The organism is Streptosporangium sp. NPDC004631 (assembly GCF_053601935.1).
In genome coordinates this window covers 1-16471 of the sequence record NZ_JBSGCR010000056.1, presented here as the reverse complement: position 1 = coordinate 16471, position 16471 = coordinate 1, and the positions used below count along the sequence as shown (strand labels likewise).

Sequence of the window (16471 nt, the reverse complement as noted above, 5' to 3'; positions counted from 1 at the left end):
CAGATGATCTTCGCCGACATCTGATCTACACGAGTCCCGTTGCCCGTCTCAGCCGATTGACAAGAACCAAATCCCCTTAACTACCCGGCCTTGGGCAAACCCCCGAGAACGCCGGGCGAGCAGGGCGACGGTCTCACCGACGTAGCGCCGGGCGGTGGCCGTACCGACGCCGAATCCAGCGGCGAGTTCGGCGAACGTCTCCCCTTTACGCAGGTGGACCAGGACGAGCAGGGCCTGCCGGCCGGGACTGAGCCGCCGCCACGGCGAACCGATCGCCTTGCGGTGACGGCGGATCACGCCTGCCGGATAGGTCAAGGTCCGGCGTGACAACGGCAGCGCAGCACGATAGAAAAGCACACGAGCCTCTGGTGTGATGGTTGATCTTGGTCGACAACCCTTCTACCAGGGGCTTCTCTACTTGTCGATCAGACATCGCACCCGTAACAGGCCATGACCTGCGACTTCAGGTTGAAAAAGGCCCGCTGATTCTTCTGCCCGACTGAAGCTCATCGACCGGTTCGCCCTGATTCCCGACAGCCCCTATGCGTACTCCCCACAGCCTTTACGGCCAGCCTCCTGACTCCCGACCACCGACTCCGGCCCTCCCCGGCGCACGGCGCCCCCCGGGCTCGCAGAGCCGATCACCACAACGCCGAACGAGGAGACGGGCATCGGGGGAAAGGTGGTTATCGGGAGAGGACAGAGTTCTTCCGGCGGTGGTGACGATGAGCGCGCGCTTCGGTGAAAAAGCGGGTGCGGCCAGGCCTGGTGAGGAAGACTGGGAAAGCTGTGGTTCTCCCCTGACCTGCGAAGAGGTGTGCCGATGACCGACAGGGTTCCCCCCTGGGCCACACGGCTACGGGTTGAGCGGCGTAACCGCGAGTGGTCCCAGCGGGATATGGCCAGGCGGCTTTTCCAGGCCGCCGGTGAGGAGACGCGCAGCCGTCTTCCCTCACGGGAGAGCATTGTCAGGAATATCAAGGCCTGGGAGTCGGGCAGACATCAGCCGAAGGATCCGTACCGCGTGCTGTACTGCCGCGTGTTCGGCATGCCAGAGGCCGCCCTGTTCAGGGTGGAAGATCGAAGAGGCGTGGGCAGACCGCCCACGGTTGTTCCCGCCTTCCCGATCTCACCGAGTCACCATGTGGCGCCGGAGTTGGTGGACTACTTCCGTCTCCAGTTGCTGAGCCACTACACCGCCGACGCGTTCCTTGGGCCCCACCACCTGCTGGGTGTCGTCACGGCTCAGTACCGCTCCATCACCAAGCTGGCAGACCAGGCCAAGGGTGAGCTACACCGTGAGCTGCTCCGGCTCGGTGCCGGCTTTGCCGCGTTCGCAGGATGGCTGTACCAGGATGCCGGTGTGATCGACCAGGCTGCGTTGTGGCTCGACATGAACCTTGAGATGGCGCATCGTGCCCAGGACATCCAGCTCACCAGCCATGCCCTCACCAACAAGGCGATGCTGGCCGCCGACCTCGGCGATGCCTCGGTAGTGATCGACCTCACCGCCGCCGCCCTGTCGAACAGTGACAGGCTCATGCCGAAGGCAAGGGTGCTCGCCCTCCAGCAGGGCGCTCACGGGTACGCGCTGGCATCGGATCGCGGCCGCTGCGACGCCCTGCTGGATGAGGCCGCAGCGCTCATCGACGACATCGACGATGACCACCTGTGGGGGAACGCCTGCCGGACACCCCACTATGTGGAGATCCAACGGGCCACCTGCTACGGCAGACTTGGGCTTACCTCCGAAGCCGCCACCCTCTGGGATGAGGTCATCCTGTCCGTACCGACTGCGTCACGGCGGGACATCGGGGTCTTCCTGGCTCGACAGGCCACAGCCCTCGCGGCGCTCCCGGAGCCTGAGCGGGCGGCGGAGGCGGCCAGGAAGGCCATTGAATTCCTGCACAAGACCGGCTCGGTCCGTCAGCAAGCCGAACTGGCGATCATGCCGACCCGCATGGGTGCTTGGGCGGACACCGCCGTGGGTCGCGAGGTGACGGAGATGCTGGCCGGCGTCACCTGACGGGCACTCTGGAGATGGGAGGTGGTGGGTTTGGGACTCCGTGACCCCTTGGCCGCCGAGGAGATCGTACGGCGATTGACGTTGGGCAGCTGGTCTGGCGGTACCGGGCAGATCAGCAAGATCTACTCGATTGACTACGACACGGCTATGCGCATCGTCGCGGAAATCGCACAGGTCGCCGTCGAGTTGGAACACCGGCCCGATATCGACATCCGGTGGGATCGGCTGCGGATCACCATGACCACGCATACGGCCGGTGATGTCGTGACGGACCTGGATTTTCTTCTCGCCGCTCGAATCGACGAGATCGCTGAGAGGCACGGAGCCGTCACGGTTTGACGGGCCGTCGAGAAATCAGGAGGAGTCGCGCGCCGCGGCGCCTCGCCGACCTATGGGCGGTGGGCGCGATGGATGCCTTGCCAGGAGGTGCGCCGGTCAAGGAGGCGCACGCCGTACGAGGGCGGTCAGAGGGAGCGGGGGCCGTAGTGGGCGGCGGGGGCGCCGGTGGTCATGGCCCAGTAGCGGTCGCCGTAGGACCAGTGCCACCACTCGGTGGGGTAGTTGACCAGGCCCGCCGAGCCGAGGGCGGTGCCCAGCAGCTCACGGTGGTGGCGGGCCTCGGCGGAGAGGCCGGGGGCCGCGGTGTAGCAGGCGCCGTCGCTCTGCTCGGGGGTGGCGTTGAGCGGGGTGCCCATGTCGAGCTCCTCGCCGTCCTCGGTGCACAGGGTCAGGTCGACCGCCGCGCCCGCGGTGTGCGGGGCGACCTCGACCGGCGAGACGTAACGGCTCGCCGCCACACAGATCTCTTCGGGCGACATTTCGGGAAATGCCGCCTGAAGTTCCGCCGAGTACTCCTCGAAGATCCGCTGTTGCAGCGCCAGCGGCCGGTATCCCTCCACGATCAGCAGCCGGTAGCCCGGCGGCAGCCCCGCCTGAGCCTCCTCCAGCCTGTCGACCAGCCCCTGCCGGAGGTGGGCGAACGCCCCCTCGGAGTCGGCCAGCCGTACGTCCACCCGCAGCCGCCCCCGGACGTCGATCAACCGCTCCCCCGACTCCTCAACGGGGATCGAGGCGACCCGGGGATCGGAGATCAACACGATGTTACGCATAGCGGCAATTCTCACACCGCCTCGGAGAACACCTGCTCCCGGGCCTGGCTCAGGGCCGAGACCAGGGCTCCGTGCAGCACCGGGTTACCGGTCACCTCGCTGGGCACCACCCGCGGGCGGACCGGGCAGATCCGGGCCACCGCCTCCTCGACCCTGGAGGTGAGCAGGCTGCCACCCGCCCGGCTGACCTCTCCGGCGAGCACCACGAGCCCGGGGTCGAGCACGACGCACACCGACGCCACCCCCAGCGCCAGCCGCCGGGCGATCTCGTCCAGCAGGGGCTCGCCCCGCTCCCCCGCCCCGACCGCGGCCGCCACGCACTCGGCGGCGTTCTCACCGGTGAAACCGTACGTCCCGGCCAGTTCGGTCACCGCTTCGGCGCTGACCAGCGACTGCAGCCCGCCCGCGAGCGACGGCAGCCTCCCGGGCACCGCCCGCACGTCACCGGCCAGCGGCACGCCGGGGACCGGCAGGTAGCCGATCTCGCCCGCACTGCCGGACAGGCCTCGGTGGAGCCGGCCGCCGAGCACGACGCCGAGGCCGATGCCCCGGCCCACCCAGAGCAGCACGAAGTCGTCGGCGTCGCGTGCCGCACCCTGGGCGCGCTCGGCGAGGGCGATCAGGTTCACATCGTTCTCGATCTTGACATCACGGCGCAGGTCACAGGCGAGAGCCTGGTGGATCCCCTCGTGCCAGCCGGGCAGGTCGAAGGAGAAGCGCACGTCCCCGGTGCGGGGATCGACCACACCCGGGGTGCCGATCACGACCGACCGGAGCCTGGAGAGCCCGACCTTGGCCGACCTGCAGGCCTTGACGACCGCGCTGTGCACGAGGGCGACCGGATCGTCGTGGCCGTTCGGCGCGACCGCCACCTCCGCGATGGTCTCCCCGTGGATATTCGCGATGGCGGTGGTGACGAATTCCGGACCCACGTCCAGGCCCGCCACATAGGCAGAGGAGGAAATGACCCCATAAAGCGCTGCATTAGGACCTCGCCCTCCGGCCTGTTCTCCAGCCACCTCGACCAGGCCGCGCTCCTCCAGCCGGGCGAGCGTCTGCGACGCCGTCACCTTGGAAAGACCGGTGAGCTCCCCGATCTGACCCCGCGTCAACGGCCCGGAATCAAGCAGCAACTCCAGGGCGGCCCGATCGTTGATCTCCCTCAGCAGCCTGGGCACGCCAGGACGTCGCTCCATACACATGGTCTCTTGTTCGCCGTTTCCCGGTCGCATTTACATTTCAGACAAGAATAGCGGTCTTATTCATTAATAAAGCTTCCCTGCGGCTTGGCCGCGCGGGGGAGGCCGCGGAAGGTCGCGAGGTGCCCCGTCCCCTCTCTCCGCCCGCCGATCACGCGCGGCCCCGCCCACGGGCGCATGATCGCCGCGGCGTCAAGACCTGGGGCGTCCGGCCCGCCCCCTGCCTCGCCGGCGGTCACGGCCTCGAAGTTCGGCTCTCCGGGGGACCTGGCGTGTAAGCAGTCAATAGCAGGCGGGATAATCGATTACATGCGTCTATCCGCTCGTGTCGACTATGCCCTACGTGCCGCCGCCGAACTCGCCGCCGCAGGTGACGGACCTACCACCGTGGGTGAGCTGGCCAAGGAGCAGGACATGCCGCCCAAGTATCTTGAGAACATCCTCCTGCAGATGCGCCGGGCAGGTCTGGTCCGGGGCCAGCGCGGCCCCGAGGGCGGCTACGTGCTGGCCAGGGCCGCCACCGAGATCACCCTGGCCGACGTGATCCGCGCCGTGGACGGCCCGCTGGCCAACGTGCGGGGCGAGCGTCCAGAGCACGTCGGCTACCGGGGGCCCGCCGAGGCGTTGCAGCAGGTCTGGATCGCGCTGCGGGCCAGCGAACGGGCGATCCTGGAGGAGGTCACGCTCGACTGCGTGGCCACCGGCTCTCTCCCCGAGCGGGTCCGCCAGCTCGCCGCCGACCCCGCGGCCTGGGACTGAGGCGTGTTCCGGGCCCGAGGGTGACGTCGCCTCGCGCACCTGCGGGACGGCTCCGCCGGGCGCTCGGCGTCCGGCGGATCCGCCCCACCGGGTCGCCTTCTGACGAGGTGAGACGAGGTGATCCGCCCGCTGCCGGCCAACGCCGGGCGGCGGGAGGCGTCACCGGGCCGGCGCGGCCTGGCGGGGACCGGGATGCGTCACCGGGCCGGGAGGCTTGTTTCTCGCCGGGATCCGGCCGTGGCGGCCGTGGCGGCGCTCAAGAGGCCGGAGGGGGCAGGCAGGCTCGGCGGCTACGCAGGCCGACAGGGAACGGCCAAGCGGAATGACGGCCCGGGATCCGTGCCCGGGACGGGGCACGTGAGTGCACGGCGGGGCGGGACGGCCTCGCCCGCGCTGCGGGAGCCGGATCAGCCGCAGGGAGACGAGAGCTCAGTCACAGGAACGGCTTATCGTCCGACGCTGTCGACGCCAGCCGGGGAAAGCGGCGGCCTAGGCGGCGACCATGTCGTTGACCTCGGGAAACACCGAATCCGTAATGGCGGCGGGCACGGTTTCCGCGATCGGCAGACGCTCCCGCTCGGGGACGTCGCCGGCGAGCACCGGGGCATGCTGAAGCTCGGCCAGCGCGAACTGGTCGGAGACCTCGCGAAGCACCTGTGACAGCGGCACGCCCAGGGCACCGCATATCGACGCGAGCAGTTCAGAGGACGCCTCCTTCTGACCGCGCTCCACCTCGGACAGATATCCGAGAGAAACACGAGCCAGCGTGGACACCTCACGCAAGGTGCGACTCTGCCGCACCCGCAGCCGCCGCAGCACGTCACCGAGCAGCTGACGCAGCAGGACCATCTGTCGCTCCCTCCCCGGCGCGGGCGTCTTCACGACACCTCGCGCGATCGGTTCGTGCCGCCCGTTCTTCGAACGCGACCCTTCGTACATACTCCTCGCCGTCATCATCGCTTGACCTTTACCTCACTCACAGTTCCACCGTACCCGCATCCACCAACAGTGCGGCAGACCGTGGAGAGCATGTTCGCTGGGGACGTAACGCGGTAATCACCCGGATTGTTCCCCCAAGTTCGGCTCCAGCACACCTAGAAGCAGGTCCACGGCCTCATTGACTGTGGATTGACGAATTTCCTCACGAGTACCCGCGAGGTGGAGATCCCGCTGCCATACCCGCCCATTCGGACCACTAACGGCCAGGTGCACGGTGCCGACAGGTTTACCGTCCTGCGGGTCGGGACCGGCCACACCGGTGGCTGCCAGGCCGTACGTGGCGCCGGTGAGCCTGCGGACCCCGTCGGCCATCGCCGAGGCGACCTGGGGATGCACCGCCCCCTCACGCTCCAGCAGGTCGGCGGGGACGCCCAGCAGGCGCTGCTTGAGTTCGGTGGCGTAGGAGAGCACCCCGCCCACGAAGGCCTCCGACGCCCCGGAGGGAGCGGTGAGCGCCGCGCCGATCAGCCCCGCCGTCAGCGACTCGGCCACCGCCACCGTCTCACCCCGGCGGACGAGCAGCGAGAGCACACTGGTGGCGGCGAGCAGCCGGTGACTCATCAGGCCCGCGCCCTCTTGGCCACCTGCCGCAGCTTGACCGCGCGGATCACGTAGTCGACCCCGGTGCCCACGGTCACCGCGACCGCCGCGCCCATGGCGGCCCAGCGGATCGGCTCCGGCACCCCGGGCCACATGTAGGAGACGATGGCGGCGATCTGCAGGACGGTCTTGACCTTGCCGCCGTAGCTGGCGGGGATGACGCCGTGCCTGATGACCGCGAACCGCAGCAGGGTGACGCCCATCTCCCTGCCGAGGATCACGACGGTGATCCACCAGGGCAGCTCGTTCAGGATGGAGAGGCTGATCAGCGCGGCGCCGATCAGCGCCTTGTCCGCGATCGGGTCGGCGATCTTCCCGAAGTCGGTGACCAGGCCGTAGCGGCGGGCCAGCTCGCCGTCGAGCAGGTCGGTGAGCGAGGCCACCAGGAAGACCACCAGCGCGGTGACCCGCCAGCCGGTGCCCGGCAGGAACAGGCAGACCACGAAGAACGGGACCATCGCCAGCCGTATCACCGTGACGACGTTGGCGATGTTCCACGCGCTCACCTTGGGGCCCGTGGTCACCGCCATCGGCTCGGTGCCGGTCTCTGGCGTGTTGGTCATACCCTCTCCCGACCCGGCGGCGCACTCACGGGGCGGCCTTGATACGGGCTATCAGGTCGACCCCTTCGGAGTCGACCACGACGGCCCGGACGATCTGCCCCGGCACCAGGCCGATGCCCTGCACAGTGACGGAGCCGTCCACCTCCGGCCCCTGGTGGGCCGCCCTGCCCTCGTAGCCGCCGTCGCCGAGGTCCTCCTCGATGAGGACGTCCACCTCGCTGCCGATCCGCTCCTCGGCCCGCTGGGCCATGAGCTCCTCCGCCAGCTCGGTGAGCGCGGCCAGCCGGGCGTCGACGACCTCCTGGTCCAGCTTTCCGGGGAGCGAGGCCGCCTCGGTGCCGTCCTCGTCGGAGTAGCCGAACACGCCGATCACGTCGAGCCTGGCCTCCTCAAGGAAGGCCACCAGCTCTCCGAACTCCTCCTCGGTCTCGCCGGGGAAGCCCACGATGAAGTTGGAGCGCACGCCCGCCCCGGGGGCGGTCGCCCGGACCGTGCCCAGCAGGTCGAGAAACCGCCTGGGGTCGCCGAAGCGGCGCATCCGGCGCAGCACCGAGCCGCTGGCGTGCTGGAAGGACAGATCGAAGTAGGGGGCCACCCCGGGGGTCGAGGAGATCATCTCCAGCAGACCCGGGCGGAGCTCGGCGGGCTGCAGGTAGCTGATCCGCACCCGCTCGATGCCCTCGACCGCGACGAGGGAGGGGAGCAGCTTCTCCAGCGCCCGCAGGTCGCCCAGGTCCTTGCCGTAGGAGGTGGAGTTCTCGCTGACCAGCACGAGCTCCCTGACCCCCTGCCCGGCCAGCCAGGTGGCCTCGGCGACCAGCTCGGCGGGGTCGCGCGAGACGTAGGCGCCGCGGAACGCCGGGATGGCGCAGAACGTGCAGCGCCGGTCACAGCCGGAGGCCAGCTTCAGCGAGGCCACCGGGCCGTCGCCCAGGCGCTTGCGCAGCGGCCTGGGGCCGCTGGCGGGGGCCATGCCCTCGGGCAGCTCACCGTGGCCGGGGATGTTGGTCTTGGGGGCGGCGGCCCGCTCGACCGGCGAGATCGGCAGCAGGGTCCTGCGGTCACGGGGACTGTGCGGGAGAAGCGGCCTGCCCGCCAGCACGTCGTCCAGCCGCGTGCCTATCTGGGTGTAGTCGTCGAAGGAGATGACGGCCGCCGCCTCCGGCAGCGCGTCGGCGAGCTGGTCACCGTACCTCTCGGCCATACAGCCCGCGGCGACCACCTTGGCCCCGGAGTCGGCCGCGGCGAGCAGCGTGTCGATGGAGTCCTTTTTCGCTGAGTCGATGAAGCCGCAGGTGTTGACGACGATGACATCGGGGTCCTCGTCGGCCACCTGCCAACCGGCAGCCTCAAGACGCGCGGCGAGCTCCTCGGAGTCGACCTCGTTGCGCGCGCAGCCCAGCGTGATCAGCGATGCGGTTCGGCGGGATGACATGGTGAACACTACGGTATCGGGAGTTGGCCACCACCCGATGCACCTCCCCCATTCCTAGCCCTCCGGCGACTGCCTCGGCTGGGGTGTCGGAGCCTCGTAGGCGCGGTTGACGACCTGCCCCCGGCGGCCGGGGGCACCGAGGTTCTTCCCGTTCACCTGCAGGGAGACCGCTCCCCCGTCGCTGAAGGTGACCTGCATCCCCTTGTCGGCCCGCCACACGGAGGTTTTACCCGCCTCCAGGACGCCGGAGAAGACCTTGCGGCCGGTCATGTCCTTGATGTCGAGCCAGGACGAACGCCTGGCCTTGACCTGGAGGACGACCAGACCGCCCCGCCTGCCGCCGGTCAGCGCCGCCGGTTTGCGCGGCGCCTCGGGCGCGGCGGCGGGCATCGACGGCGACGGCACGGCCGGGCGGACCTCCGCCGTGGGGGTCTCCTCCCCGCCGCCCATCGTCTTCACCACGCCGAACACCACGACGATGGCCAGGGCGACCCCCATGGCGGTCGTCCAGTTGGGCGAACGGCTTTCGCGGATCTTGATGGGCGTGTCGGCCTGGAACACGCTGGCCGCCCGGACCGGCAGCGGCACGCCCCCGTGCAACTCGTCGTACTCGTGCACCATGGCCTCGGGATCCAGCCCGACGACCTTGGCGATGTTGCGGACGTGCCCGCGCGCGTAGAAATCCCCTCCGCACTGGGAGAAGTCGTCCCGCTCGATCGCGTGGATCATCGCCTCGCGAACGCGCGTGCGCGCGCTCAACTCACCCACGGTCAGACCCGCCGACCGGCGTGCCTCCGCCAGACTGCTGCCAATACTCATGCCGCACGCCCCCAAAGCCCCCGACGCTGCGTAGTGAGTACTATTCAACCAGTAATCGGATGGCCGTCGTACGGCGGGGGCGTCATTGGCCTCGCAGGTCGGCGAGAAGGCCGGGCAGTTCGTCGGGTTTGACCATTACCTCGCGCGCCTTGGACCCCTCGCTGGGGCCGACCACGCTCCGGCTCTCCAGCAGGTCCATCAGGCGGCCCGCCTTGGCGAAACCCACCCTCAGCTTGCGCTGGAGCATCGAGGTCGAGCCGAACTGGGTGGTCACGATCAGCTCTGCGGCCTGGACCAGCAGGTCGAGGTCGTCGCCGATGTCCTCGTCGATCTCCTTCTTGGCGGAGGCCGCGGCGGTGACGTCGTGACGGTACTCCACCTGCATCTGGGCCTTGCAGTGCCCGACGACCTCGGCGATCTCCTTCTCGGAGACGAAGGCGTTCTGCAGCCGCATGGGCTTGCTCGCGCCCATCGGCAGGAAGAGCGCGTCGCCCTGGCCGACCAGCTTCTCGGCGCCCGGCTGGTCGAGGATGACCCGGCTGTCGGCGAGGCTGGAGGTGGCGAAGGCGAGGCGGGAGGGGACGTTGGCCTTGATCAGGCCGGTGACCACGTCCACCGAGGGGCGCTGGGTGGCGATGACCAGGTGGATGCCGGCGGCGCGGGCCAGCTGGGTGATACGGACGATGGAGTCCTCGACGTCGCGCGGGGCGACCATCATCAGGTCGGCGAGCTCGTCGACGATCACCAGCAGGTAGGGGTAGGGCTGGTAGACGCGCTCGCTGCCGGGCGGCGGCACCAGCTTGCCCGTGCGCACCGCCTTGTTGAAGTCGTCGACGTGCCGGAACCCGCTGGCGGCCAGGTCGTCGTAGCGGCGGTCCATCTCGCCCACCACCCACTCCAGGGCCTCTGCGGCCTTCTTCGGGTTGGTGATGATCGGCGTGATCAGGTGCGGGATGCCCTCGTAGACGCTGAGCTCGACCCGCTTGGGGTCGACCAGCACCATCCGCACCTCGTCGGGCGTGGCGCGCATCAGGATCGAGGAGATCAGGCCGTTGACGCAGACCGACTTTCCGGCTCCGGTGGCGCCCGCGATGAGCAGGTGCGGCATCTTGGCGAGGTTGGCCACTATCGTGCGGCCCTCGACGTCCTTGCCGAGACCGACGATCATCGGGTGGTGGTCGGCCTGGGCCACCTGCGAGCGCAGGATGTCGCCGAGGGAGACCAGATCCTTGTCGGTGTTCGGGATCTCGACGCCGATCGCCGACTTGCCGGGGATCGGGCTCAGGATCCGGACGTCGGCGGACTTGACCGCATAGGCGATGTTCCTGGTGAGCGCGGTGACCTTCTCGACCTTGACGGCCGGGCCGAGCTCGATCTCGTAGCGCGTCACCGTCGGCCCCCGGGTGAACCCGATCACCTGGGCGTCGATCGCGAACTGCTCCATCACGCTGGTCAGCGCGTTGACCACGACGGTGTTGGCCTTGGTCTGCGGCTTGGGCGCGCTGCCCGGGCGGAGCAGCTGGCTGTCGGGCAGGGTGTAGGGCCCGGCCTGCGGGGAGAGCACGAGCTGTTCCACCGTCCGCGGCGCCGGCGTGGGCGCGGGCGGCTCGGCCTTGACGGCCGGGGCCGCCCCCTCCCCCTCCACCAGCCCGGGCACGATCTCCGGTGAGTGCTCGGCGAGCTTGCCCGGCGGTTCGGTGACGACGGGCGTGTCGTACGGCTTGACGCCGTCCACGTCCGGCGTCTCGTCCGGCTTCTTGCGCGCGGGCCGCCTGCCCGGCTGCCGGGACCTGGCCGGGGCGTCCCGGTCGAAGAGCATGTGCCTGATCTCGGCCAGCCGCTCCGGGATCCGGTGGACAGGGGTGGCGGTGATCACCAGGACGCCGAAGCCGGACAGGATCAGCAGCAGCGGGATGGTGATGAAAGCGGGCAGGATGCTCGCCGGGGGCGCCGAGACGATGAAGCCGACCATGCCGCCGGAGGCGGCCACCTTGTCCATGCCGTCGGAGGGGCCTCCCGACGGGTACGGCGTGTCGTGCACGACGTGCACGACGCCGAGCACGCCGACCATGAGCGCGGACCATCCGATGCTCATCCGGCCGGTGTCGGCGTTCTGGTCGGGATGACGGAGCAGCCGCCAGGCGAGCAGCGCCAGCAGGACGGGGAAGACCCAGGCCAGCGACCCGAACACCCCGCGCATCACCCCGTTGACCACCTCGGAGACCGTCCCCGTGGTCTCCCGCCAGAGGATGGCGGCCAGCGCGATCGCCCCGGAGAAGACGGCCAGGCCGAGCCCGTCGCGACGGTGCACCGGATCCAGCTCGCGGGCGTTCTGCCCCAGGGCCCGCGCGGCGCTGCCGACGCCGCCCGCCAGCAGCATCCAGAGCCCCATGAACAGCTTGCCGATCATGGTGAAGACCCAGCCGATCGGGTCCTGGTGCGGAGGAGCCTGCCTGCGTGCCCGCGGTGCGGTCCTGGCCCGGGTGGTGACCACCCGTCGGGCGGGGGCCGTACGGGGCGCGGGAGACCTGGACCGGCCGGAGGCCCCCTTGGCGGGGGTCTTGCCTGAGGCGCCTTTAGACGTACCGGTGGCCATGCTAGCGAGGCTAACGAGATGGGCGGCCGATGGCGTGGAGGCACGCCGGGGACGGTGCGAAGCGTGCCCGAACGGGCATAGCAAATCGATCATCGCCATGTGACCGCTCGTGTTTTCCGTTGACAACTATCTACAGCCCATGAAAGCTTTTGTTTACACATGAAAGGTCGAGGTGGTGAGCAAGCCGAATGACGTCAGCGGCGACGCACTCCTAGCCGCGCTCTCCGCCCTGTCGAACCCACATCGGCTGCGTGTGATCGCGGTCCTGGCCGACGGCAGACAATATGTCAGCCAATTGGCAAGGGAGATGAGTATGAGCAGACCACTCCTCACCGTGCATCTGCGCAAGCTGGAGGCGGCGGGACTGGTGAACGGATCACTTGAGTTGTCGGAGGACGGAAAGGCGATGAAGTTCTACGAACTGGCGGAGTTCGAGTTCGTGCTGACGCCACAGACCGTGGCAGAGGCCGCGAAGACCCTGTCGAGCGGCGGCCACGATGACTGAGAGCGTCTTCGTCCTCGGGATCATCATCGTCGCCGCCCTCCTCATCGGAGTGGCGACCTGGCAGGGCCTGGCGACCTACCGCACCAAGATCGAGGCCTCCAAGGACCGGAGCTACCGGCTGCTGGTCGAGGAGGCCGTCGTGGCCCAGACCCGCGTGGCCAGGGAGATCGCCGAGCTCAGGGTCCGCCTCGGCGAGGTGGAGCGATTACTGAAAGAGATCGACTGAACAAACGTGGGTCGCCGAGCGGCAACTCGACGACCCACGTCGGGATCACTTTTCACCCGGCCGGCAAGCCGGGCTCACGTACCAAGGCACGACTCGCGGCCGAGCACCAACTCACGTCACCGCGGGACCCGTGCTGACCAGTACTTACGTCCCATGGAAGGACAGCACACCGTGCACTCGTCATGCAAGTCGTGCCGCCCGCGTCCCGGCGGTGCGCGATGATCTCCCCGCTGAGCCTCGCCGACACCCTCGCCGCTCAGCCGCTCACGGTCGTCGCGCTCAGCACGTTCCTGTTCATGGTGACCGAGACCTCGCTCTTCGTCGGCCTCGTCGTGCCCGGCGACGCCGCCGTACTGGTCTCGGGCGTCACCGTCGACTCCCCCGCCGAGTATCTGGCGCTGGTCGGAGCGGCGACCGGAGGGGCGATGCTGGGCGAGACCGCGGGGTACTTCCTGGGCCGCCGGTTCGGCCCGCGGATCAGGACCTCCAGGCTCGGCGTGAGGTTCGGCGAGGACCGCTGGACCCACGCCGAACGGCTCGCGGGCGGCCAGGACACCGGATGGGCGCTGGTCACCAGCCGGTTCATCCCGCTGCTGCACTCCATCGTGCCTGTCGTCGCCGGAACCCTGAGCATGCCGTACCGCCGGTTCATCACCTGGGAGGCCGCCGCCTGCGCGGTGTGGGCCGCGACCTACGTCGGAATCGGCGCGCTGGCCGGCAGCGCGTTCCGCGACCACGGCAGCCGGATCGGCTACGCGGCCTCGGCCCTGCTGGTGCTCGTCATCCTGACCATGGCCACCGTGAGCAGGAAGGCCGGATCCCGATGAGCTCCACCCTGCTCGCCGCCGAGGTCGCGCTCGCCGGCTCGCTCTCCTTCGCGCTCGGCGCGGCCCTGCAGCAGCACGAGGCCGCGGGAACCACCGGCTCCACCCTTCTCGGACGGCTGAGACTGCTGGTGCGCCGCCCGCTCTGGCTACTGGGCGGCCTGGCCATCCTGATCGGCGGGGTGGGCCACTTCATGGCGCTCGGCCTGGGCCCGCTGACGATCGTGCAGCCGGTGACCGTGGCCAGCCTGATGTTCGCGGTGCCGATCGCCGCCGCGCTGCACCGGCGCCGCCCCAGCCGGGCCGAACTGGCCGCCGCGGGCGCGGTCACCGCGGGACTGGTCGCCTTCGTCCTGGTCATCCCGCCCACCACGACCCCACCGACCCTGACCACCTTCGACATTCTGCGCTTCCTGCCGTGCGCCGTGCTGATCGCGCTGATCTGCCACCGCCTCGGGCAGCGGTCGACGCCACACGGGCGCGCCATGCTGCTGGCCGTCGCCTCGGGCGTGATGTACGCCTCGGCGGCCACCCTCAACCGGGTGCTCTCCAACGGCGCGATGCACGACCTGTCCCGGCTGTTCAACTGGCTCACCCTCCTTATGCCGGTGGTGGCCGCCGCCGCGCTGGCCCTGCTGCAGAGCGCGTACGCGACCGGACACTTCGGGGTCGCGTACGCCACCGTGCAGATCGCCGACCCGCTCACCGCCGTGACGATCGGCGCGCTGATCCTGCACGAGCGGCTCCCGTCCGACCCCGCCAGCCTGCTGGGCGCCCTCGGCGCGGGAGCGCTGGTCCTCGCCGGAACCGTCGCGCTGGCCAGGATCAGCCCGGCGCCCGAGGTCGCGGAGCGACCGGTCCCCGTCCCCTGCCCCAAGTAGGCAAGTAGGAAGGAACCCGCCAATGTCCGTCTTCACCGTGCCCGCGAACACCCCGGGCTACTCGGTCTCCCTCGCCCAGGACGGCGCCGACGTGTGGGACGCCCTGCGCCTGCGGTACCTGGTCTTCACCGGCGAACTCGGCGCCCGGCTCGACTCGCCCATCCCCGGCATCGACATCGACGAGCTCGACCCCCGGTGCGAGCACCTGATCGTCCGCGAGAACGCCACCGGCCTGGCGGTCGGCACCTACCGGCTGCTGCCGCCGGACGGCGGCGAGCGGCTCCACTCCGACGCCCTGTTCGACCTCTCCCGGCTGGCGGACCTGCGCGGCTCGATGGTCGAGATCGGCCGGCTCTGCGTGCACCCGGACCATCGCAACGGCACCGTGGTGAAGCTGCTGTGGTCCGGCGTCACCCGCTACATGCGCGACAGCGGCCACGGCTGGCTCGCGGGCGGCTGCTCGGTGCCGGTGGACGACGGAGGCCGCAGGGCCGCCGTCGCCTGGAACCGGGTCCGCCGGGACCACCTGGCCCCGGCCGAGCACCGGGTCGTCCCGATCACCGCCTGGGACGCCTGCCCGGTTCCCCCCTCCGGGCCGGCCCCGCTGCCGTCACTGCTCCGCGGCTATCTGCGGCTGGGCGCGCGGGTCTGCGGGCCGCCCGCCTACGACGCGGCCCTCCACAGCGCCGACTTCTTCATGTTGCTCTCCGTGGACGAGATCGACTCCCGCCACCGCCACCCCCTGCTCGTAGCCACCGCTTGACCTCCCTCCCACGGCTGAAGCCCGGGCGCCCCCCACTCCAGGAGATTCGATGAGCCACCACCCGAGCAACCGGACCAGCCGTGACCTGGGCCCCTGGTTACCCGTCTCGCCGTGCACCCCGCGTTCCTGCATCACCCCGCCCGCGGCCCCGGCCGGGGGCTGGCTACGCCTGTACCGGTATCTCGCAGCCCTGGGCCTGGTGACGGTGGCCGTGGTGCTCTCGGTGGTGGCCCGGCTGCTGCGCTCCCCGCTCCGTGCCCGCCTGGCCCGGGCGTGGACCACGGTGGCGGTCGGGGCGCTCGGCATCCGCCGGACGATCAGGGCGTCCGGTACGGCACCGCGCGGCGCCCTGGTGGTGGCCAACCACATCTCCTGGCTGGACCCCCTGGTGCTGGCCGCCTGGCGGCCCTGCCGGATGGTGTCGGAGATCGAGGTGAGCACCTGGCCCGTGATCGGCAACGTGGTGGCGAGCTCGGGGACCATCTTCCACGACCGGGACAACCTGCGCCTGCTGCCGGTGACGATCGAGAAGGTGACCCGGGCGCTCCGCCAGGGTGACACCGTGGTGGTCTTCCCCGAGGCCACCACCCTGTGCGGAGGCGAGATGGGCCGGTTCCACCCCGCTTTCTTCCAGGCCGCCATCGACGCGGGGGTGCCGGTACGTCCGCTGGCCCTGCGGTACCGGGCGGCCGGGCGGATGGCCACCGATCCCGCCTACATCGGCGAGGACACCATGGCGATCTCCATGCGCAGGATCGTCCGCTCCAGCGGGATGATCGCCGAGGTGATCGAACTACCCGAGATCGCCACCGGTGACCTGCCCGGATCCCGTTACGACCGGCGGGTCCTGGCCGGGCTGGCCCAGGCCGCGGTGGCCGGCGCGCTGGGCGAGGACACGACCGCGCCCGTTGTCCAGTACCCGAAAGAGCGGTGTCCGGTATCCGACAGTGCCCTGGTGACCATGTCCTGATCTGGTCTTTGATGGCAACGCAAATCACCCTACCTAGAGCGACAGGAGAACCGAATGGGTTCGGTGCGCGTAGCCATCGTGGGCGTTGGCAACTGTGCGGCATCGCTGGTGCAGGGCGTTCATTTCTATCGGGACGCCGATCCGGGTGGCCGGGTGCCGGGCCTGATGCATGTCACGTTCGGGGAGTATCACGTCGG

17 protein-coding genes and 2 pseudogenes are annotated in these 16471 nt (G+C 69.8%); 10 read left to right on the top strand and 9 right to left on the bottom strand.

What is annotated here, in order from left to right:
- Window positions 1-114: 114 nt before the first annotated feature.
- A pseudogene (locus tag ACWEF2_RS30945) lies at window positions 115-357 on the bottom strand (helix-turn-helix domain-containing protein); the annotation flags it as partial.
- Window positions 358-823: 466 nt separating this feature from the next.
- Here ACWEF2_RS30945 and ACWEF2_RS30940 point away from each other — a divergent pair.
- Both ACWEF2_RS30940 and ACWEF2_RS30935 read left to right on the top strand, forming a co-directional pair.
- Complete coding sequence (locus tag ACWEF2_RS30940) at window positions 824-2026, top strand: helix-turn-helix transcriptional regulator (protein WP_453819810.1); 1203 nt, start codon at window positions 824-826, stop codon at window positions 2024-2026.
- A gap of 30 nt (window positions 2027-2056) precedes the next feature.
- Window positions 2057-2365, top strand: coding sequence for a 4a-hydroxytetrahydrobiopterin dehydratase (locus tag ACWEF2_RS30935; RefSeq protein ID WP_453819809.1), 309 nt, complete (start codon window positions 2057-2059; stop codon window positions 2363-2365).
- A gap of 125 nt (window positions 2366-2490) precedes the next feature.
- Here ACWEF2_RS30935 and ACWEF2_RS30930 read toward each other — a convergent pair whose 3' ends face one another.
- Both ACWEF2_RS30930 and ACWEF2_RS30925 read right to left on the bottom strand, forming a co-directional pair.
- Window positions 2491-3135 (bottom strand): M15 family metallopeptidase, encoded by a 645-nt coding sequence (locus ACWEF2_RS30930; RefSeq protein WP_453819808.1) that lies wholly within the window; start codon window positions 3133-3135, stop codon window positions 2491-2493.
- Between the two features lie 11 nt (window positions 3136-3146).
- Entirely contained in the window at window positions 3147-4331 is a 1185-nt protein-coding gene (locus ACWEF2_RS30925; RefSeq protein ID WP_453819807.1) for an ROK family transcriptional regulator, read from the bottom strand.
- A gap of 312 nt (window positions 4332-4643) precedes the next feature.
- On the opposite strand from ACWEF2_RS30925, the gene ACWEF2_RS30920 reads away from it, so the two are divergent.
- Window positions 4644-5093, top strand: coding sequence for an RrF2 family transcriptional regulator (locus tag ACWEF2_RS30920; RefSeq protein ID WP_355600285.1), 450 nt, complete (start codon window positions 4644-4646; stop codon window positions 5091-5093).
- 489 nt (window positions 5094-5582) lie between these two features.
- Here the strand turns inward: ACWEF2_RS30920 and ACWEF2_RS30915 are convergent, their stop codons facing one another.
- The 6 genes from ACWEF2_RS30915 to ACWEF2_RS30890 form a co-directional block, all read right to left on the bottom strand.
- Window positions 5583-5942 carry a helix-turn-helix domain-containing protein gene (locus tag ACWEF2_RS30915; protein ID WP_355600287.1) on the bottom strand — a complete coding sequence of 120 codons (360 nt, stop codon included), beginning with the start codon at window positions 5940-5942 and terminating at the stop codon, window positions 5583-5585.
- 207 nt (window positions 5943-6149) lie between these two features.
- Complete coding sequence (locus ACWEF2_RS30910; protein ID WP_453819806.1) at window positions 6150-6653, bottom strand: CinA family protein; 504 nt, start codon at window positions 6651-6653, stop codon at window positions 6150-6152.
- A complete protein-coding gene (gene pgsA, locus ACWEF2_RS30905) occupies window positions 6653-7255 on the bottom strand; it encodes a CDP-diacylglycerol--glycerol-3-phosphate 3-phosphatidyltransferase (RefSeq protein WP_453819805.1) in 603 nt (200 codons plus the stop codon). Before pgsA ends, ACWEF2_RS30910 begins: the two co-directional genes overlap by 1 nt.
- Before the next feature lie 25 nt (window positions 7256-7280).
- Complete coding sequence (gene rimO, locus ACWEF2_RS30900; protein WP_355600290.1) at window positions 7281-8690, bottom strand: 30S ribosomal protein S12 methylthiotransferase RimO; 1410 nt, start codon at window positions 8688-8690, stop codon at window positions 7281-7283.
- 54 nt (window positions 8691-8744) lie between these two features.
- The gene (locus ACWEF2_RS30895) at window positions 8745-9509 is read right to left on the bottom strand and encodes a helix-turn-helix domain-containing protein (RefSeq protein ID WP_453819804.1); all 765 of its coding nucleotides are present in this window, start codon (window positions 9507-9509) and stop codon (window positions 8745-8747) included.
- An 82-nt stretch (window positions 9510-9591) separates the two neighbouring features.
- Complete coding sequence (locus tag ACWEF2_RS30890) at window positions 9592-12105, bottom strand: DNA translocase FtsK (protein ID WP_453819803.1); 2514 nt, start codon at window positions 12103-12105, stop codon at window positions 9592-9594.
- Window positions 12106-12277: 172 nt separating this feature from the next.
- Between ACWEF2_RS30890 and ACWEF2_RS30885 the strand changes: the two genes are divergently transcribed.
- From ACWEF2_RS30885 to ACWEF2_RS30855, 7 genes and pseudogenes are all read left to right on the top strand, one after another.
- Window positions 12278-12610, top strand: a complete 333-nt coding sequence (locus ACWEF2_RS30885) for an ArsR/SmtB family transcription factor (RefSeq protein ID WP_453819802.1) — start codon at window positions 12278-12280, stop codon at window positions 12608-12610.
- Entirely contained in the window at window positions 12603-12836 is a 234-nt protein-coding gene (locus ACWEF2_RS30880) for a hypothetical protein (protein ID WP_355600385.1), read from the top strand. The genes ACWEF2_RS30885 and ACWEF2_RS30880 overlap by 8 nt, the downstream gene beginning before the upstream one ends.
- A 182-nt stretch (window positions 12837-13018) precedes the next feature.
- Window positions 13019-13663, top strand: a complete 645-nt coding sequence (locus ACWEF2_RS30875; RefSeq protein ID WP_453819801.1) for a DedA family protein — start codon at window positions 13019-13021, stop codon at window positions 13661-13663.
- Entirely contained in the window at window positions 13660-14541 is an 882-nt protein-coding gene (locus ACWEF2_RS30870) for a DMT family transporter (protein ID WP_453819800.1), read from the top strand. The genes ACWEF2_RS30875 and ACWEF2_RS30870 overlap by 4 nt, the downstream gene beginning before the upstream one ends.
- Before the next feature lie 22 nt (window positions 14542-14563).
- Window positions 14564-15304, top strand: coding sequence for a GNAT family N-acetyltransferase (locus tag ACWEF2_RS30865; protein WP_453819799.1), 741 nt, complete (start codon window positions 14564-14566; stop codon window positions 15302-15304).
- Window positions 15305-15353: 49 nt separating this feature from the next.
- Window positions 15354-16274 carry a lysophospholipid acyltransferase family protein gene (locus ACWEF2_RS30860; protein ID WP_453819798.1) on the top strand — a complete coding sequence of 307 codons (921 nt, stop codon included), beginning with the start codon at window positions 15354-15356 and terminating at the stop codon, window positions 16272-16274.
- Between the two features lie 54 nt (window positions 16275-16328).
- Window positions 16329-16471 (top strand): annotated as a pseudogene (locus ACWEF2_RS30855) (inositol-3-phosphate synthase); the annotation flags it as partial.